This window comes from Rhodococcus sp. SG20037 (assembly GCF_031763325.1).
Taxonomy (GTDB): domain Bacteria; phylum Actinomycetota; class Actinomycetes; order Mycobacteriales; family Mycobacteriaceae; genus Rhodococcus_F; species Rhodococcus_F qingshengii.
The window spans coordinates 801,057-819,255 of sequence record NZ_CP134497.1 but is presented as its reverse complement, the minus strand read 5'-3'; the positions used below and the strand labels follow the sequence as shown (position 1 = coordinate 819,255).

Genomic DNA, 18,199 nt, shown 5'->3' with positions numbered 1-18,199 from the left:
GCCGACTACCTCGTCAGACCGACGAGGTGCCGAACGGGGACGTCGGTTCGCCGTCCACGAACTCCTTGGTCTTGGCGAAGTGTTCCGAGGTGATGGTCAGAAACAGTCCGCGGGAGGTTCCCACCACCGTGTCCGGATCCGCTGTCGGACCTTCGACGATCACCGCTTCTGCACTGGTGTAGACCTTGCGGCGTACAACACCGTCGATGCGAGCCCGGAATTCGAGCACCGATCCCAACGGGATCGGCCGGGCGAAGTCGATCTCGAGGTGCCCGGTCACCACCGGCGAGCCGAGAGCCATACATGCCATACCTTGAGCCTCGTCGAATGCCGTCGACAGAATGCCGCCGTGAATGACACCTGGACCGCCCTGATACTTCTTGGCGACCTCCAGACGACCGGTCACTTCCAGTCCGTTACCAGCCCTGAAACTCATCGCCATTCCCGCAGGCTGGTCGTCGCCGCAGCCGAAGCATTTCGACCAGTGCTGAGGCAGCTTCTCGCCGGCGGCCGGAAAGAATTCGACCGGCTCCGGGACAGTCAGGTCATCAGGCAGGGTCCAGGTACTACTCATGGATAGGTAATCTAAACGGGGATCCGTCCGGCGCAGGCATCGGACCCGACCGAAGTGACATCGACCTCAGCAGGGAGTTTCTCAATGATCAGTGCGATGGCGGACACACAGTCGTCGTCGGCATTGCGAGAGACCATCGCCAGGTTGGCGCCGGGTACCGCTTTGCGAGACGGGCTCGAACGAATTCTGCGCGGCCGTACCGGCGCGCTGATCGTCCTCGGATACGACGAGGAAATGGAAGCGCTGTGTGACGGCGGATTCAACCTCGACGTGGAGTTCGCACCGACCCGATTGCGCGAGCTGTCGAAGATGGACGGCGCGGTTGTCCTCTCGACGGACGGCACACGCATCGTGCGTGCCAACGTCCAGCTGGTTCCCGATCACAAGATTCCCACCGTCGAATCCGGCACGAGGCACCGCGCTGCCGAGCGCACGGCAATTCAGACCGGCTATCCCGTGGTCTCGGTCAGTCAGTCGATGTCGATCGTCAGTGTGTACGTCGGCGGCATTCGGCACGTCATCGACGGCTCGGCCACCATACTTTCGCGCGCCAACCAGGCCGTCGCGACGCTCGAACGATACAAAGCGCGACTCGACGAAGTGACACGGCAACTGTCGGTCGTCGAGATCGAGGATTTCGTGACTCTGCGCGACGCGTTGACCGTCGTACAGCGCCTCGAAATGGTTCGCCGCGTGTCGATCGAAATCGAACAGGATGTCCTCGAACTCGGCACCGACGGTCGCCAGTTGGCACTGCAGCTCGAAGAACTGGTCGGCGACAACGACATTGCACGTCAACTCATCGTTCGGGACTATCTTGCCGGTCCCGAACCCATCGGCACCGCGGCGATGGACAACGTCCTCGTCGCACTCGATCGCGTCACCGACGCCGATCTACTCGATCTCACGACTCTTGCGCGTGTTCTCGGTTATCCGGGCACGATCGAAGCCCTCGACACTCCGATGACTCCTCGCGGATATCGCGTGCTGATGCGTGTACCTCGATTGCAGTTCCATCAGATCCACCGGTTGGTCGGATCCTTCGGCACTCTCCAGTCGCTGCTGGCCGCTACGGCTGCCGATCTGCAGTCGGTCGAGGGCATCGGCGGGCTGTGGGCCCGTCACATCCGTGAGGGACTTTCCCGGCTCGCGGAAACGTCGATCACCGGATCCTTCAACTAGCGGGCCTGTTCAGGCTTGCCCGCGCTCATGCGATGTTGAACGGCTCCGGGGAGCTTCGCAGTGCACCGAGCTGCCCGACAACCGTGTAAGCGCCTGCGCCCACCGGATTGCGCTCGGGGTTCTGCGCGGTCGCGCACTCGGGGGTCGACGTCGTGGCCGACCAGGCGACCTTGAACGCAGCTTGCTCGCCGGGCGCGAGATTGCGTACGTCGGCTGCGGGCTGTGGGTAGCAGTCGACGTTGGACCACAACCGGGTCTTGCCGTCGATGCTGTAGACGAGCACCTGCTGAAGGCCGCCCGCCAGATCTCGATCACAGGGTGCCGAACCGATGTTGGTGATGACGATCGTGAACGACGGCTCTTCGCCGGGAGCGAAGGTCGCCTTGTCTGCGGTGGCCTTGACTGCCAGCGACGAGTCGGCGCACTGACCGGCCGGGACCGGAGCCCCGGTGGTCGACGAAGAGGAAGAAGACGAAGACGATCCCGAAGCCTGCGTGCCCGAGCCACCTGATCCACCGGCAGCGCCGCCACCCGAGCCACCGCCACCGTCCGGCGCGTTGGAGCCGGAAGGGTTGGGGGTGAAGGAGACGTCCGTCGTCAGCGAGGAACTCGCAGCGGCCGAATCGGCCTCCGGGGTATCACTTCCACCGCCGAAGAGGGCGGACGCCGCCCAGATGATCAACGCCAGTGCAATGACGGCGGCACCAATGGCCAGCGCCCGGCGACGCCAGTAGATCTCGGGGGGCAGTGGTCCATTAGGTTCCAACACGGACTCAACGGTAGTTGGCGCAGGGTCCACTAACCGTCAGCTGAGGCGGCGTGTCGGTACCCATTGTCTGCTGCCAGGTACCACTGCCCCGGAAGATCTAACCCTCGACGGTCTCGACGCTCTCGCCGATGTCGCCGACCGCGCCCTGAACTCGCATGTGACCGTCGGACAATGTGTACGTGACGCCGACGATCGCGCACGCACCCTTGTCCACCTTGTCGGCGATGATCCGGGACCTCTGCATGATCAGCGAGCCGGTCTCCACGACGTGACGGCCTTCGAGTTCGTCCACGGTGGACAAGCCCTCGTTGCGGCCCATCAGGATGGACGGAGCAACACGCTCGACCACACTGCGGATGAATCCGTCGGGAACTGCGCCCTCGTCCAGGGCGTCGAGCGTTGCCTTCACGGCACCGCAACCGTCGTGCCCGAGTACGACGATGAGCGGCACGTTGAGCACGTGAACCGCGTACTCGATGGAACCGAGCACCGAATCGTCGAGCACGTGACCTGCAGTGCGCACGACGAACATGTCGCCGAGACCCTGGTCGAAGATGATCTCGGCGGCTACGCGCGAATCACCGCAACCGAACAGCACCGCTGTGGGGTGCTGCCCATCGACGAGTTTCGCGCGGTCCGCGATTCCCTGGCTGGGGTGAATGGACGCGTCGTTGACAAATCGCTCGTTGCCTTCGCGAAGGGACTTCCAAGCGGAAATGGGGCTTGATCGTGGCATTCACTCATTGTGCACCCGCCGCATTTCGGGCTCTCGCCGGGAAGGTTGCGTGGACGCAAACGAAAGTTCCGCGTCGACATTCGCGCCCGGTGATGAAGTGGCCGAAATGGAACTTACTTCAGAGTCAGTTTCCTGATACCGTCTCCGAATGTGACCTGGAGCACTTCGAGCTCCCGAGTGTGATCGAAGAAACCCGACCAGAACGATTCGGCCGGAGAGGGGGATGGCGTGAGCACCGAAGCTACGACGGCCGGGAATGGAACAACCGGGGAAACAACTGCTGTCTCCCCCGCCAAGACGAACATGTTCTCGAACCTGCTCTCCGAGATCGGACTGCTCTTCACCTTCACCGTTCGCGTGTGCGTTGCGGCGTTCACATCTCTTCGACACAAGCGCCTCGCCTGGCGTGAGACGCTCGACCAGATGTGGTTTCTCGCCCACGTCACCTCGGTCGCGTCCGCTCTGGTGATGATTCCCCTCGGTGTCGGGGTAGCACTGCAGATCGGTGCGCTCGCAGATCAAATCGGCGCGGGTGCGTACAGCGGTGCCGTCGTCGCGTTCCTCATCATCGGACAGGCCGGCCCCCTGGTGTGCGCCCTGATCATCGCCGGTGTCGGCGGTTCCGCAATCTGCGCAGATTTGGGAGCGCGAACGATACGCGAGGAAATCGATGCACTCGAAGTGCTCGGTCTACCCGTGCTCGAACGCCTGGTCGTACCCCGGATGATCGCCATTGCCGTCGTCTGCCTCCTACTGAACTCGATAGTTCTCGTAATCGGTTTGGGCGCAAGCCTCTTCGTTCACGTCCTGATACTCGACGGCAACGCACAGAGTTTCCTGCGCAATCTCGTTCAATTCAGTCAACCCAGCGACTTCGTCGTCTCCGGCATCAAAGCCGTTGCCTTTGCTCTCATCTCGGGAATCGTGGCCTGCTACAAGGGCCTGACCGTCAAGCGCGGAGCTCAAGGCGTCGGCGACGCAGTCAACGAGACCGTCGTGCTCTCGTTTGTCCTCGTGTTTGTCGCCAACCTCGCAATTACTCAGTTCTACCCACTGTTCGTCTCGGTGAAAGGTGCCTATTGATGCACCTGCCCATCGCAATTCGTGCCAAGCGGGTCAGTTCGCGGACCGTCGACGGCCTGAGTCGACTCGGCGATCAGTTCACGTTCCACGCGCGTGTCATCACCTCGATTCCCGCAACCCTCAAGCGCTATTGGCGTGAAGTCGCCCGTCTCGTCGCCCAGGTGGCATTCGGTTCGGGCACCCTGCTCGCCGGAGGCGGCAGCGTCGTCGTGATCTTCGCGATCTCGTTCTTCGCCGGTTCCCAGATCGGACTCGAGGGCTACCGCGGACTCAACCTCGTCGGCCTCGCACCGCTGTCCGGCGTGATGTCCGCCATCGCGAATACTCGCGAGGTGGCACCACTCGTTGCCGCAATCACCCTGGCAGCCAAGGTCGGAACCGGATTCACCGCGCAGCTCGGAGCGATGCGGATCTCCGAGGAAATCGACGCGCTCGAAGTCATGGCGATTCCCTCGCTGCGGTACCTGGTCACCACCCGAATGATCGCGGCGCTCATCGCGGTGGTCCCGCTGTACCTGGTCGGCCTGTTTGCTTCGTACATGGCAACGGCGCTTGCGGTGATCCGGGTCAAAGGCCAGTCGGAGGGAACGTACGGCTACTACTTCAGTCTTTTCCTCTCTCCCAACGACATCTGGTTGTCCTTGATAAAAGTCATGGTGTTCGCGGTCGTCGTGACCCTCGTGCACTGCTACTACGGTTACACCGCGACGGGTGGACCCGAAGGCGTCGGACGAGCCGCCGGACGAGCGTTGCGCACCAGCATCGTCTTCCTTGCATTCACCGACGTCGCGATGACCATTGCGCTGTGGGGACTCAAACCTCACGTACCCGGGCTGACCGGATGATCGTCACGAATTCCAGCCGAATCACCCTGGCACTGCGGGGTTTACTCGCCGTGGTCATCCTGATCCTCGCCTACGTCTTCTTGTTCAGCAGAGGTACGGACTCCACCGGTTCCACACCGCAGGTCAGTGCTGTCGTCCCCGCCAGTGCCGGTGCGCTGCGAGTCGGATCCTCGGTACAGTACCGCGGCGTCGTCGTCGGCGCGGTGGCCGAGATCGAGCCGGGCACCACCGCTTCGACTGTCTCACTCGCGATCGACGAGGGAGCGTTCGAGGACATACCGTCGACAAGTCAGGTGCGACTGATGCCCCGCAACATCTTCGGCGACTTCTTCGTAGACCTGATTCAACCTGACGGACTCTCGCGTGGTCCTGCTCTCGTGCCGGGTACCGAGTTGGTATCCGATCAGTCCGAAGTCGCGGTCCAGCTCTACCAATCGATCTCACGGATCTACTCGCTCGTTTCTTCCCTCGACCCCGCCGACATCAACGTCGCACTCACGGCAGTCTCGGACGCGTTGAGCGGCAAGGGAAACCAGATCGGCGAATCGCTCGATTCAGTCCACCAAGCGTTGGTCGGTGCGCAGCCCGTCATCAACGGACTCGGTGACGACCTCGACGACATAGCCACCCTCGCCGACAGTCTCTCGACGAGTGCGCCGGACATGCTCGCCGCATTCGAGAACTCCATCACCACATCCAAGACCGTCGTCGAGAAATCCGACGGGTTGGCGGGGCTTCTGCGTGCCGGCACCAGCACGGGAGCTGCTGCCACGAGTCTGATCGGTGACAATCGCGACCGCATGATCACCTTGGTCGACGACGCCGATTCCCTGACCGGCGCAATCACTTCGCGGCCGGACCACATCACGACCTTCTACAACGGCCTGCGCAATCTCACGATCAAGCTCCCGCCCGCGTTGGCGCATGGTCCGTGGCTCAGCACCGATCTACGGCTGTCCGTCACAGATCTGTATCCGTACGGAAAGACCGACTGCCCACAGTACGACGGAACCCGCGGACCCAACTGTCCTGCCGCCGCGACCGCGTTCGGCGGAACCGTCGGCCCGGTCGGCAGCCCTGCCGAACAGTCCCTGATCTCGGCTCTCACCCAGGGCGGTACAGCTTTGGACACTCTCGTGGCGGGGCCGGTATTTCGCGGCACGACGGTGATGGGCGGATGAGCGTGAAGAAATCTCTGATCAGGTTCGGACTGTTTGTTGCACTGTCGATTCTCGCCACCGTGGTTGTGGTGAGCACTCTGATCAACCCAGTCTCCGGGTCTAGTTCGCAGTACCGGGCCGTCTTCGTCAATGCCTCCGGCCTGGTCACCGGCAGCGATGTTCAGATCGCCGGGGTGCGAGTAGGGCGCGTCGACAGCGTCGAGTTGGTGAACAACCAAGCCGTCGTCGGCTTCGAACTCGAATCTGCACAACGTATTCCGTCCGACGGTCGCGCTGTGGTGAGGTACGCAGACCTGTTGGGAGCGCGAACAATTTCGATCGAACCCGGACAGGCCGAACGCGCAACAGGCAACTACCTCTCCCCCGGGGCCACAATTCCCGTGGAACAGACTCAGCCGGCGATCGACCTCACCGACATCCTCGGCGGATTCCGTCCCCTTTTCGACGCACTTGACCCCGCAGAAGTCAACGAGCTTGCCGCACAGGTCGTCCAGGTATTCCAAGGACAAGGTTCCACCATCGAAAGCCTGCTGGAGCGCACTGTTGCCGTCACCGAGAACTTGACATCCCGGGACGCGATCTTGGACCAACTACTGAACAACCTCGACCGGGTCCTTACCGTGACCACGACGAATCGACCCAACTTCGTCGAGATGATCAACACGCTCGACGCACTGGTCGGCGGTTTGGCACAGGACCGCCAACAGATCTCGGCCGCAGTGGATTCCGCAGGCGCCCTGACTTCTTCACTTCAGGACTTGGTGACGCGCGTGGAACCGGACTTGGCTGGCGCGCTGACTTCGATCGATCAGTCGGCCAGCGTCGTCGTCGACAACCGTGAGTCGCTGGCGACCGGTATCACCGCTTTCGATCAACTGTTCACCCAGTTGGGGATCGCGATGAGCTACGGAAGCTGGGCGAACATCTACATCTGCAACTTCCGGCTCAGCGCGCTGGACCAATCGGTGACCCTCGGCGGCCCCGAGCGTTCGGCGGTGTGCCGATGAACTGGCTCACCGTCAAGAACCCGGTCCGCAACGGAATCATCTGCATCCTCGTCGGAGTCGGTGTGGTTCTGGCCGCACTCGTTGTCCCTCAACTGATCTTGACGGTCAAGACCAACGAGTACCACGCTGTCTTTGCCAACGCCACCGGGTTGACGCAGGACGATCCGGTCAACGTCGCGGGAGTCCCGAGCGGGGTGGTCACCTCGTTGGCGGTCAGCGGCAACTCGGTTGAAGTCACCTTCCGACTCGACGACGGCGTCACTCTCGGCGAAGACTCCCGTGCGGACATCAAGATCTCGACTCTGCTCGGCCGACGCTCGCTCGACGTCACTCCGAACGGATCGCGCTCGTTACCCGCAGGTTCGACCATCCCCATCGAGAACACGAGCGTTCCGTTCACTCTCGACGATCTCGGTCGAGGAGCACAATCCACGTCGGAAAACCTTGATCTGCAACAACTGCGAAACATGCTGACCGTGGTGTCCGACAACTCACCGGACGATCCCGAACTCATTCGCCGCTCACTCGAGGGAATCGACGCACTCTCCGGAGTAGTCAACGACAACGACGTTGCGCTCCGTTCCCTTCTCACCGGAGCGCAGCAGACGACCGCAACACTGATCGAGCAGAAGGACACTCTGGAAACCCTTCTGGGGAATGCGGATCTGGTGATGTCCACGATCGCCGACCGGCGAGATGTGCTGAATGCGCTTGTACAAGACCTCAATCAGTTGAGCACCACACTTGCCCAGTTCCTGGGCGACAACCAGGCTTTGATCGACTCGGTCATGGGAGACATCCACGTGGTGACGGGAGTTCTGTCCGAGAACGAACAATCACTGACCACACTGCTCGACAACTTCGCCCCCAGCGTCCGCTACGTCACCAACGCGACCGGTAACGGCAACTGGCTCGACCTCAACTCGCCCTCCACCCTCATCCCGGACAACTGGTTGTGCGTCGTCGGGCTCGTTCAGGGGTGTCGATGACCACGACCGTCAAGAAACTCGCCGTGCTGGCAGCGATTGTGATCTGCGCGATCGGTGCCGTCCTGTTCGTCACGCGTGACGAACACAGACTCACTCTCACCGCCGAATTCACCTCGACCGACGCTATCTTCACCGGGAACACAGTGACGATTCTGGGAGTTCCCAGCGGGAGGGTCGAGAGCGTCACGCCGGAAGGGTCCCGGGTACGAGTGGCGCTGAGCCTGCCATCCGGAACACGTATACCCGCCGACGCGCAGGCCTGGGTCCTGTCTCCCTCGGTCATCAGTGACCGCACGATCGAACTCGGCCCCGGCTACGAGGACGGTGAGTTCCTGACCGACGGCGCGGTGATCCCTCTCGAACGCACTCACTCCCCTCTGACGTGGGACCAACTCACCGCATCGGTGAACGAATTGACGGTGGCGCTCGGCCCTGGCGCCGACGGTGGCGGGATCGGTGACCTCATCGGAGAAGGCGCCCACGCGTTGGACGGCAACGGGCAAGCATTCAACGATGCCGTTCGGTCCATCTCACAGGCCAGTTCGGTACTGGCGGGTGCAAGTCCCGACATCTCCGAACTGGTGAAGAACCTGAACACCCTCGTGCAGTTGATCGCGGACAACCAGACCAAGGTCGACTCCCTGTCGAACTCGGTGACAGTCACCGCCCGCACGTTCAGCGCCCAGCGAGAAGACATCAGCGGGGCGCTCGATTCCCTGACCACGTTGCTCGGACAGGTCTCAGCGCTACTCGCCGAACACGGCGAGGCGGTCACCGCCGATCTGGGTACGCTCGCACAGTTGGCCGGTGCAGTCGCGACCAAACAGGATCAACTGCGCGAGATCATCGAAACGGCACCAACGGGATTCGAGAACGTCGCCAACCTCGTCACCGAAGAAGGCCGAGCCAGAGCACGATTGAACGTCGCCACCGATCTCTCACAGTTCGACACGACGCGAGAACTGTGCGAGAAGATGCCGATACCGCTGTGCACCGGGCCGGGCATCGTCAATCCCATCGAATTTCCTTCGGCAGGCAGCTCCGACCTGGCACGCATCCTCGGTGGGGGCAACTGATGGCGTCGAACAAGTCCGTGGTGAGCGTTGTCGTGGCACTTGTCATCGCGGCGCCATTGACCGGCTGCAGTCTCAACTTCCAGCACCTACCCCTCGGACGCGGTCTGCCAGGAGAGTCGTACCCGCTGAACATGGAATTCGTCGACGCGTCGTTACTTCCCGTCGGCGGCGAGGTGCGGATCGGCCAGGCAGTGGTCGGCAGAGTCACGTCGATGAGCGCGCAAACCTTTGCAGCCGTGGTACATACCGAAATCGCGTCGGACATCGAACTACCTGTCGGCACCCGCGCTCGGATCGAGCTGTCGACCCCGATCGGCGATGCGTTCGTCAACCTCGAAGTTCCGGTCGATCCAGCGGGCCCCATTCTCGAACCAGGTTCCACCATCGAGCGATCGGAGACCGTGCGCGGACCCGATGTCGCACAACTGCTCGGCGCCGTCGGAACTCTGTTGAACGGCAGTGGGTTGGCGCAGGTCAAGAACATCGTCAGTGAGGCTGATCAGATTCTCGACGGCAGGGAGGAGACGATCCGCGATCTGCTTGCACGCCTTGACACTTTTCTCGGAACACTTGACGACCGAAAGGAATCGATCAATTCGGCACTGGATTCACTGAACCGGCTCAGCGCTCTGATCGGAGACGAGAGCGCCACCATCGACGAAGGCTTGCGCACACTCACACCCGCATTGGGCGTGATCGCCGACCAACGACAACCGCTCCTCGATCTACTCGACGAAACCGATCGGCTCAGTACCGCAACCAATTCCGTACTCGACCAGTCGGCCGACCAGATTTCCGAGATCACCGGACGACTGTCACCCATCCTCGACCAGTTCTCGGCAATGGGGCCGACACTGGGTGAGACGATGGCCAACCTGGACAACGCAAGAGTGCTCCTCGAGCGTGCCAGCCCAGGCGATTACGTGAATATCGACCTCGACGTCGATGTCGAGGGCACCGTGACCGGAGTGCTCAACGAGATAATCCCGGGCGCCGCACCGCCACTGCCACCTCTGCCCGCCTCCGATCGGGAACTGCCGATCACGACACCCCTGCAAGGAGGAACGCGATGAAGAACCGAACCGTCTATTTCGAGATCGCCGCCTTTCTCCTCATCGCGGTGGTCAGCACGACGTACGTACTCCGGCAAGTCGGTGCCGGAGATCCGTTCACCGGAACCTTCTCGGTCATCGTCGAATTGGAGAACGCGGCCGGAATCGCTCCCGGTTCGGAAGTGGCCTATCGCGGAGTCACCGTCGGCGACGTCGAGTCGGTGGAGGTGGACTCTGCCCAGGACCTCGTCGTGATGACGTTGAGCATCGCCGCCGACAAACAGATCCCCAACGATTCGCATGTGGCCATCAGCCAGGACACTGCCGTTCCGGTATTGAAAGTTCAGTTGTCCTCGCAGACCGACGGCGGCCCGTATCTGGTTGAAGGTTCCGTCGTTCCGACTGAGCGCACTTCGATCCCGGTCGCGTTGGGAACCGTGATTGCGAATTTCAACGCTGCTGCCGACACCGTCGATCCGGCAGACCTGCGAACCCTCTCGCACGAACTCGGCGAGGGATTGAACGGATTGGGTCCGGATCTGCAGGCGCTCGTCGACAACTTCGACGTGCTCGCGCGCACTGTCCAATCCGATCAACCGCGTGTCAACACACTCGTCGAGAACTCGCGCTCACTGTTCACTGCGAACGAGGAAAATGTTGACGCTCTTCCCGAAGTTGCACTCACACTTCGCCAATTGACAGATCAGGTACGAAACTCCGATCCGCAACTGCGCACACTCCTCGATCGAAGCCCGAGTGTTCTCGACAATCAGATACTGCCTCTCATCGAACAGAGTCGTGAGCCGTTCAGTCTGCTGTTGGCCAATTCTCTCGTCTCCACTCAGATCGTCACTGCACGGATGCCCGCCGTCGATGCCTTGTTGGTGGTGGTGCCCAAAGGATTCGAGAAGTTCGGAAGTATCGTCAAAGACGGACGGGCACAGCTTGATCTGATCACAGCACTCGGACCGGTCTGTATCTACGACACGCCCCGGCGATCGGTACAGGACACCTCACCGACCACGCTCGACAAGAACCAACACTGCGCGGACCAGTCGGGCCGGATCCAGAATCGCGGATCGCAGAACGTCCCCACCGGAACTGGAACGATCGACGGGGTTGCTGAATACGATCCTGCCCTCGGAACGGTCGCAGCCGGTGACGGAACGTCGATTCGTCTGGGCCTCAACGGTGGTCAGAACACCGTTCTCGGCGACAACTCGTTTGCCGCACTACTAGTACAAGGAACGCAATGACCGAGACAACCGAACCCCAGACGCCCACAATCGTCGACAAGCCCAAGCGGCTTCGCAAGCAGACCGTAGCGATCGTTGCCGGCGCCCTGGTCGTGGTCGCGGCGCTCGGATGGGGCGCATTCGCGACCTGGCAGAAATCGGTCGACGAAAACGCGCGTATCAGCGCCCTGGACAGCGGACGGCAATTCGCCACTGATCTTGCGACGTACAACTTCCAGAACCTCGATCAGAATCTTTCCGTGGTCCGTGACAATTCTGTCGGCGAATTCGCGGGTCAGTACGCCCAGGTGGCAGCCAACCTTCAGAATATGATCGTGCAGTATCAGGCGACCTCGTCCGCTCAGATCATTTCAGCCGGGCTGGCGAGCAGTGATCGCGACAACGCCGAGGTTCTCGTGTTCCTCGATCAGACGATCACGAACACCAACTCCCCCGATCCGAGAATCGACCGCAACCGGATGCAACTTTCGCTGGTCCGCGAGGACGGCGAGTGGAAACTGAGCAACGTGCAGTTGTTGTGACCCGGCGGTCGGGCGTCAAAGACAGCCGTGTCGGCGACTGCCGATAAAGTGGCCCCCACAAGTCGACGTCTCCTTCGTCGACCGGGAGCGCAAGGTTCGAGGAGTGTGTCGGTAGCAGTGGCAGTGGAATCTTCGGTGCTGCTGAAGTGGTACTCCGAGACGGCTCGCGACCTGCCGTGGCGACGCGAGGGCGTCAGTGCCTGGCAGATCCTGATGAGCGAGATCATGCTCCAGCAGACGCCGGTGGTGCGCGTTGCGCCAATCTGGGAAGAGTGGGTCGAGCGCTGGCCGGTGCCGTCGGCGATGGCAGCGTCGAGCCAGGCAGAGGTGCTTCGCGCGTGGGGCAAACTCGGTTATCCACGACGCGCGCTGCGGTTACACGAATGCGCGGGCGTCCTGGCTGCCGAGCACGGTGACGTGGTCCCGGAAGACGTCGATACTTTGCTCTCGCTACCGGGAATCGGTTCGTACACCGCCCGCGCCGTCGCGTGTTTCGCCTACGGACAGCGAGTCCCTGTGGTGGACACCAACGTACGACGCGTGGTTGCGCGAGCCGTCCACGGCAATGCGGAACCCGGGAACCCGTCCAACACGCGAGACCTCGCCGACGTCGCGGCGCTGCTGCCGAGGACGCGTGCGCGCGCCGCCACCTACAGCGCAGCTCTCATGGAACTCGGTGCACTGATCTGCACGGCGCGGAACCCGAACTGCGAGAACTGCCCTTTGCCGAACTGCGCGTGGGTCGCTTCGGGCAAACCGGCACACACCGGACCACCCAAGAAGGTGCAGAAGTTCGCGGGCACAGATCGCCAGGTTCGTGGAAAATTGATGGCCGTTCTTCGCGAGAGTCACCGTCCGGTCGAGCGCGCGCAACTCGACATCGTCTGGCCGGCCGATCCGGGTCAGCGTGACCGTGCGTTGCATTCACTGCTGGTCGACGGACTGGTCGAGCAGACCGACGACGGCCTGTTTGCGCTGGCCGGAGAGGGTACGGCTTAGCCGACTCGCAGCGGGGTGCATTCTTCGGCTGTGGGTTCGTCGGTCTGGAGCGGTGCGACTTCCGGATCAGAACGCCGAAGTACAGCAGGAACGGCAGGCACCACTGGATCGCAAGGCGCAAGTGTCGGAATCTGTAGGGCAGCGCCGGGCGGGGGCCCGCTGGTGGAGGTCGCCGACTCGGCGCCGATGTTCGGGCTATCCGTGGACACCGCGCGCGACCCGTCTGGGGACAGCGCGATCAGCAACCCCGTCAACATGAGTAGAAGCGGCAGTACTATTGCCGCCGCCCACCGGACCCTGTTGACGGGCCGGACAGCCATGCCGTCACCGGACCGAACTTCGCTTCCGCGATCGGCCGCTACCAGCGCAGCCCCTATCGCCAGTTGGGTCCGCTCGCCGAGAAACAGGAAGCCGAGACCTGCCAGTTCAGCGGCTTCCGCGGACGGCTGCCGAGAGTCTTCCTTCACGAGCATCGCGACGAGCATCTTGGGCACAGGGTCTCGTTCGGCGACGAGGAGGTCCAATGTCGCAGCAAATGTCGAGCTGTCCGCAAGCAACTCGGCCGTGTCGTAACGATGCGCCGAGTCCACGACGCCTGCTCTCGGGTCGACGGCCGCGATCACGCTCTCACTGCCGTCCGGCCAGAACGCGAGAATCGGCGAAACACCAATGAGAGCGTCGACCGTCCGCAGGTAGGCAAGCCGTGCGTCGAGACCGTTGACCAACTCGATGTTCTCGAAAGGACTGGAGGACAACGAATCCGAGACAAGTTCGCGCACGTCCGCACGCTCGCACATCACTCCGACGACGGTGGGGCACAGATTCGAGCGCAGGGCTCGACCGGTGGCGACCTCGGCCGCGGAGGCGAGTGCGCGCGCCGACGCTTGCGGAGAGGGAACAGTCCCGTCTGCACCCCAGGGGTGACGGAACTCGTCGATCGAGCCAAGAAGGGGTGTGTCCGCATCTACGAGAGCTGTTGAAATTGACTGATTTTCGAATACAACGCCCAGGCTTTCACGCACTGGATCCTCCATTGACTGCTACTGACTGTTACGAGTGTTGCCATTCCTGCGAAGCTGTATCAGAACGTCAGGCCACCGACCGCCATCGCACCTGGTTCCAGCACCACATCCACCGGCGCTCGGCCGTCGACCGTGACGCGATACGTCCCCGGTAACAGTCCGACAAACGAGAAGTGACCCTCGAACGGTTTCACCGTCCTCGCTGTCGCGTGCCCGCATTGATCGACGCCGTCGATCACCACCGCCTCCGAGATGCCCGATGTCACCAGACCTGAGATTCGTCCATCTGCCGAGACAGCAGCCCACTGGCTTCTCTGACCACCAACAGAAATCCCGTACGGATCACACACTCCCGGGGTGGTCGCCACCCGCACCGTGACATCGCCCGACCGCACGCGAACCGCCCCCCGATCTGCGGTGACCAGTGCAGCGATCGGTAGACCGTCGGCGTCTTCCCGCTTTCCCGCAGTCATCGTCGCCGTTCGGGTGAAGTACCGGTCCGCTTCCAGATTGCCTATCAGGCAATGTAATCCGACCTCGTCGACACCCGAGCCGTCTCCGCAGTAATCAGGCACGGACGGCAGAACGAAACCTCGAGGCACCGGAAGTTGCACGACCACGTCGGAGAGCGGGTTGCCCCGGACACCGATGTCGATGACATACGTCACCGGATCACCCTCTCGGACAATGCCGTTGGACGGTCCCGAATCGAGCCCTGGACCGTCAGCGGGATCGAAGGGCGGTGCACCGTCAATCGCCGTCAGCTCGACGGTGAAGGGAGGCACGAACTCTCCCTCGGCCGCCAATCGAACATCCGACTGCATCGGCACCAAGCCGAGCGCAGCAGCGCCGACCACCAGAGCTCCGGTCACGACAACTATGCCGATACCTCGCACTCCTCGGCGCCACGCTCTCGGCCGGAGTCCGACGACAACGGCCTTCGACCGCACCTCTGACAGACGAGTTCTCACGACGCTCCTTCGATGTCTGACTCTCGGGCCTCCGACAGGCGCTCGCGGCCACATTTGGCGAATCCCGAGCTACGTTCAATAGAAGTCGCTCGAGGGACTCGAAAGCCAATGGTGACGGCGTGATTGTGTGGGTGAACTTCTCTCAGCCGGGGTGAATTCCCGGGTGAATTGCCCGGGATGGCACGCTCTGGATTCGCACCAGCTACGCTCCTCCCTGTAGATAGATGGATCGAGACAATCCGCCCAAACTCTTCAATCATTGCGGGGCGCGAAAGCAGAAAGGGTCCGCGTTGATGTTCGGGATGGACGGCCACGACTGGGCAGCTATTCCCGAAAGGCGCACCCTCGCGACGTCGATTCCCCGGCAAGCGCTCTTCGACAAACTTGACCGACGTGCCGCGCTGACCATCGTCCGTGCACCGAACGGCCACGGGAAATCGTCGTTGATCGCATCGTGGCTGCGCGCCCATTTGGCATCCGAACGAATACTCGTCTGGGTCTCGGCCCCACGGCCCTCGTCGACACTCGAAGATTTCTGGGCCGTTGTCCTCGATCGAATCCACGCTGCCGGAATCGCACTGCCCGACGTCGACGATCTCGCCGATCCTTTCACCGCTGTCGCCAAATCCCTGAACGCCCTCAGCCGCCCCGTGCTGCTCGTGCTGATCAGGCCGGATCTGATATCGGAACCAGAGTTGGACGATCAGTTGATCGAACTCCTCGCCCTCTGCCACAACCTGGACCTCGTGGTCACGCTCTCGGGCTTCGGCATGTTCTCCGAGCCGTACCTGCTCGACACCGACCACGAGGTGATAAGCGCGAGTGAGCTGTTGTTCACGAGAGCCGATACCGCCCATTTGCTCGCACAAGCTGACGTACACACGACTGACGGTGATGCAGAACAAATCACATCCCTGACAGGTGGGCTGCCAGCGCTGGTTCGTGTCGCCGTTCCCGCCGTCCAGACATCGGGTAGCCGCAACCGCGAGCAGATGATCAGGAAGAACATCGCGCAGGCGATCGACGACTACGTGAACAAATCCGTTCTCATGACCGCTGATCATGTGAAACAACTCGAGTTCCTGCTCGCGACGGCCTTTGCGCGATCGATCACCGTCGACATCGCCGCCATGCTGTTCGAGTCCCAACACCCTGAGGATGGCGAGACCGTTCATCAGATTCGCGTGCGCCTGGCGATACTGGAGACAGCCGGGTTGTTGTCACGGGTCGAGACCGAAGCCGAAGAAACCTGGGAGCTGCCTCCCGCCATTCGTCGATCGATACTCGCGCACCAAAAGCGCGCTGGAGTCGATCCGGCGCAACGTCTTTCGTTCCTCGCACACAACCGACTCGACCACGGTCATCACGCGTCGGCGCTGGACTACGCGGTCGAGGCACAGAACTGGACCCTGGCAGTAGACATCGTCGAGCAACACTGGGTGACGATGATCGTCCACAATCTGGACTCGGTTCGCTCTGCTCTCCAACGGATTCCGGCGGAAGCTGCGGACAAACACTCTGCCGTGGAGGCGGGGCGCGCACTGTTCACGATGCATCCGAGCGAGCGCTCGACGGTAGTCGACTTGCTACCCGAATCGCCGGCAGAACTGTGGGCTCTCGGCGCTGAATCCGGCGCGAAGGACGCCTTGAGCATTGCCTGCGTTCAATCGATCATGCTCAGGATGGCAGGCGAGTACGGGCTCGCAGCAGAAACCACCAGGCGCCTGTCTCATCTCAGTCGCAGTGCGCTGGAGAACAACCCGGAAGCGGTCAGCGCACAGCTCCCTCTCATGCGACTTCAATGGGCGATCAATTTTCAATTGAGCGGCAGGTTCACAGAATCCACGATCAAGGCTCGAATGGCGTACCACGGCGCCCTGTCTCATGGAGTCGACTTCATCGCTCGTAACTCTGCGGGAAGTGCCGCCCTGAATTGGGCGCTGGCTGGTGAGCCGCGGCAGGCCACACACTGGTCCGAACTCGAACAGAAGCATCCGGACCCCGGCGGTTGGCTCGAACCTGTGGTCAAGATCGCCGGCCTGACAGCACGGGCGCTCACTGCTCTCGACACACTCGACTTCGACGACGCACGTCTCGCATTGACCGAACTCGGTCTTCCGTCCGACACCGAGGAACTGTGGGCATTCGTCGTCTATGCGCATTGCCAATTCGCCTTGACCTCCGGCGACCACACTGCGGCACTACTGTTGCTCCACAATGCGATCGAAGCACATTCCAAGCAGTACACGGCTACATCCTTCGCGCTTCCTCTGTTGCAATCCGCAGAGATCGATCTCTTGCTCGCTCTCGGACAGGGGAACAATGCCGTAGCACTGGCCAAGGAGATCATCGATCCTGCCGCCAATCCGTGGACGCTCACGTCGGTGGCACGTTTGCGTCAGCGGATCGGCCAGAACGAGGCCGCGGTGGCGCTGTGTCACCAGTTCGACTGGTCTGGCGTATCCTATCCGCGGGCACAGATGGAATCGCTTCTGGTGCAAGCGGTTGCACACTCCGAGCTGGGTGAGCCACGCCTCGCCTCTCAGGAGTGGTCCAGAGCGTGCAGCATCGCGGATCAGACCGGACTTCTACGTTCGTTCGCGACCATCGCATCGGCGGACGTCGAGAAACTCGAATCGATGGCCGAAACGAAATCGCGTGCACTCGCCGAATTCTCGAAAAGGTCGCCTGCGGAATCATTTCCGGAATTCGTACATATCGTGGAGTTGACCGAACGCGAGCAGAAAGTCCTCTCACTCCTGGCGCTCGGCATGGGGTCGGCTGCGATGGCCGACAAACTGTACGTGTCCGTCAACACCGTCAAGACTCAACTGCGCACTCTCTACAAGAAGCTCGACGTACACAATCGAAACGAAGCGATCACGAGGGCACGCCAACTGCGCTTGCTGTAGTCCGGGGTCGGATCTGATTTCGGA

The 18,199-nt window shown here is 61.9% G+C and carries 17 protein-coding genes; 12 read left to right on the top strand and 5 right to left on the bottom strand.

The annotated features are described in order from the left end of the window. Window positions 1–13 precede the first annotated feature (13 nt). Entirely contained in the window at window positions 14–574 is a 561-nt protein-coding gene (locus tag RHP72_RS03815; RefSeq protein WP_003945494.1) for a PaaI family thioesterase, read from the bottom strand. Between the two features lie 96 nt (window positions 575–670). Between RHP72_RS03815 and disA the strand changes: the two genes are divergently transcribed. Then, window positions 671–1,756, top strand: a complete 1,086-nt coding sequence (disA, locus tag RHP72_RS03810) for a DNA integrity scanning diadenylate cyclase DisA (protein WP_024487741.1) — start codon at window positions 671–673, stop codon at window positions 1,754–1,756. A gap of 25 nt (window positions 1,757–1,781) precedes the next feature. On the opposite strand, the gene RHP72_RS03805 is transcribed toward disA, so the two are convergent. Together RHP72_RS03805 and RHP72_RS03800 are read right to left on the bottom strand one after the other, a co-directional pair. Next, on the bottom strand, window positions 1,782–2,525 hold the full coding sequence (locus RHP72_RS03805) for a DUF4232 domain-containing protein (RefSeq protein WP_007726893.1): 744 nt from the start codon (window positions 2,523–2,525) through the stop codon (window positions 1,782–1,784). Window positions 2,526–2,622: 97 nt separating this feature from the next. After that, window positions 2,623–3,261, bottom strand: a complete 639-nt coding sequence (locus tag RHP72_RS03800) for a carbonic anhydrase (RefSeq protein WP_003945421.1) — start codon at window positions 3,259–3,261, stop codon at window positions 2,623–2,625. 228 nt (window positions 3,262–3,489) lie between these two features. On the opposite strand from RHP72_RS03800, the gene RHP72_RS03795 reads away from it, so the two are divergent. The 10 genes from RHP72_RS03795 (at window position 3,490) to RHP72_RS03750 (ending at window position 13,270) form a co-directional block, all read left to right on the top strand. Continuing rightward, entirely contained in the window at window positions 3,490–4,344 is an 855-nt protein-coding gene (locus tag RHP72_RS03795; protein WP_311094359.1) for an ABC transporter permease, read from the top strand. After that, a complete protein-coding gene (locus tag RHP72_RS03790; protein WP_003945610.1) occupies window positions 4,344–5,189 on the top strand; it encodes an ABC transporter permease in 846 nt (281 codons plus the stop codon). The genes RHP72_RS03795 and RHP72_RS03790 overlap by 1 nt, the downstream gene beginning before the upstream one ends. Continuing rightward, the gene (locus tag RHP72_RS03785) at window positions 5,186–6,370 is read left to right on the top strand and encodes an MCE family protein (RefSeq protein WP_311094357.1); all 1,185 of its coding nucleotides are present in this window, start codon (window positions 5,186–5,188) and stop codon (window positions 6,368–6,370) included. Before RHP72_RS03790 ends, RHP72_RS03785 begins: the two co-directional genes overlap by 4 nt. Continuing rightward, entirely contained in the window at window positions 6,367–7,377 is a 1,011-nt protein-coding gene (locus RHP72_RS03780; protein WP_081557325.1) for an MCE family protein, read from the top strand. The genes RHP72_RS03785 and RHP72_RS03780 overlap by 4 nt, the downstream gene beginning before the upstream one ends. Then, window positions 7,374–8,366: an MCE family protein gene (locus RHP72_RS03775; protein ID WP_311094355.1), complete on the top strand. Its 993-nt coding sequence runs from the start codon at window positions 7,374–7,376 to the stop codon at window positions 8,364–8,366. The genes RHP72_RS03780 and RHP72_RS03775 overlap by 4 nt, the downstream gene beginning before the upstream one ends. After that, entirely contained in the window at window positions 8,363–9,442 is a 1,080-nt protein-coding gene (locus tag RHP72_RS03770) for an MCE family protein (protein ID WP_037132219.1), read from the top strand. Before RHP72_RS03775 ends, RHP72_RS03770 begins: the two co-directional genes overlap by 4 nt. Continuing rightward, window positions 9,442–10,515, top strand: a complete 1,074-nt coding sequence (locus tag RHP72_RS03765) for an MCE family protein (RefSeq protein WP_042451872.1) — start codon at window positions 9,442–9,444, stop codon at window positions 10,513–10,515. Before RHP72_RS03770 ends, RHP72_RS03765 begins: the two co-directional genes overlap by 1 nt. Then, window positions 10,512–11,750 (top strand): MlaD family protein, encoded by a 1,239-nt coding sequence (locus RHP72_RS03760; protein ID WP_042923604.1) that lies wholly within the window; start codon window positions 10,512–10,514, stop codon window positions 11,748–11,750. The genes RHP72_RS03765 and RHP72_RS03760 overlap by 4 nt, the downstream gene beginning before the upstream one ends. Further along, a complete protein-coding gene (locus RHP72_RS03755; protein ID WP_042451875.1) occupies window positions 11,747–12,271 on the top strand; it encodes a hypothetical protein in 525 nt (174 codons plus the stop codon). The genes RHP72_RS03760 and RHP72_RS03755 overlap by 4 nt, the downstream gene beginning before the upstream one ends. Before the next feature lie 117 nt (window positions 12,272–12,388). Then, window positions 12,389–13,270, top strand: coding sequence for an A/G-specific adenine glycosylase (locus RHP72_RS03750; protein WP_007726916.1), 882 nt, complete (start codon window positions 12,389–12,391; stop codon window positions 13,268–13,270). Here the strand turns inward: RHP72_RS03750 and RHP72_RS03745 are convergent. Beyond that, complete coding sequence (locus RHP72_RS03745) at window positions 13,267–14,292, bottom strand: hypothetical protein (protein WP_311094352.1); 1,026 nt, start codon at window positions 14,290–14,292, stop codon at window positions 13,267–13,269. The genes RHP72_RS03750 and RHP72_RS03745 overlap by 4 nt on opposite strands. Window positions 14,293–14,351: 59 nt before the next feature. Next, window positions 14,352–15,263 (bottom strand): hypothetical protein, encoded by a 912-nt coding sequence (locus RHP72_RS03740; protein WP_311094350.1) that lies wholly within the window; start codon window positions 15,261–15,263, stop codon window positions 14,352–14,354. A gap of 224 nt (window positions 15,264–15,487) precedes the next feature. Here RHP72_RS03740 and RHP72_RS03735 point away from each other — a divergent pair, with 224 nt between their 5' ends. Continuing rightward, window positions 15,488–18,175 carry a LuxR C-terminal-related transcriptional regulator gene (locus tag RHP72_RS03735; protein ID WP_287483004.1) on the top strand — a complete coding sequence of 896 codons (2,688 nt, stop codon included), beginning with the start codon at window positions 15,488–15,490 and terminating at the stop codon, window positions 18,173–18,175. Window positions 18,176–18,199 lie beyond the last annotated feature (24 nt).

What these genes read in the sequence shown, in the direction of transcription:
- RHP72_RS03815 (WP_003945494.1), bottom strand. Translation starts at nt 574, where the DNA reads ATGAGTAGTACCTGGACCCTGCCTGATGACCTGACTGTCCCGGAGCCG.
- RHP72_RS03785 (WP_311094357.1), top strand. Translation starts at nt 5,186, where the DNA reads ATGATCGTCACGAATTCCAGCCGAATCACCCTGGCACTGCGGGGTTTA.
- RHP72_RS03800 (WP_003945421.1), bottom strand. Translation starts at nt 3,261, where the DNA reads ATGCCACGATCAAGCCCCATTTCCGCTTGGAAGTCCCTTCGCGAAGGC.
- RHP72_RS03760 (WP_042923604.1), top strand. Translation starts at nt 10,512, where the DNA reads ATGAAGAACCGAACCGTCTATTTCGAGATCGCCGCCTTTCTCCTCATC.
- disA (WP_024487741.1), top strand. Translation starts at nt 671, where the DNA reads ATGGCGGACACACAGTCGTCGTCGGCATTGCGAGAGACCATCGCCAGG.
- RHP72_RS03735 (WP_287483004.1), top strand. Translation starts at nt 15,488, where the DNA reads ATGGATCGAGACAATCCGCCCAAACTCTTCAATCATTGCGGGGCGCGA.
- RHP72_RS03780 (WP_081557325.1), top strand. Translation starts at nt 6,367, where the DNA reads ATGAGCGTGAAGAAATCTCTGATCAGGTTCGGACTGTTTGTTGCACTG.
- RHP72_RS03790 (WP_003945610.1), top strand. Translation starts at nt 4,344, where the DNA reads ATGCACCTGCCCATCGCAATTCGTGCCAAGCGGGTCAGTTCGCGGACC.
- RHP72_RS03770 (WP_037132219.1), top strand. Translation starts at nt 8,363, where the DNA reads ATGACCACGACCGTCAAGAAACTCGCCGTGCTGGCAGCGATTGTGATC.
- RHP72_RS03775 (WP_311094355.1), top strand. Translation starts at nt 7,374, where the DNA reads ATGAACTGGCTCACCGTCAAGAACCCGGTCCGCAACGGAATCATCTGC.
- RHP72_RS03765 (WP_042451872.1), top strand. Translation starts at nt 9,442, where the DNA reads ATGGCGTCGAACAAGTCCGTGGTGAGCGTTGTCGTGGCACTTGTCATC.
- RHP72_RS03755 (WP_042451875.1), top strand. Translation starts at nt 11,747, where the DNA reads ATGACCGAGACAACCGAACCCCAGACGCCCACAATCGTCGACAAGCCC.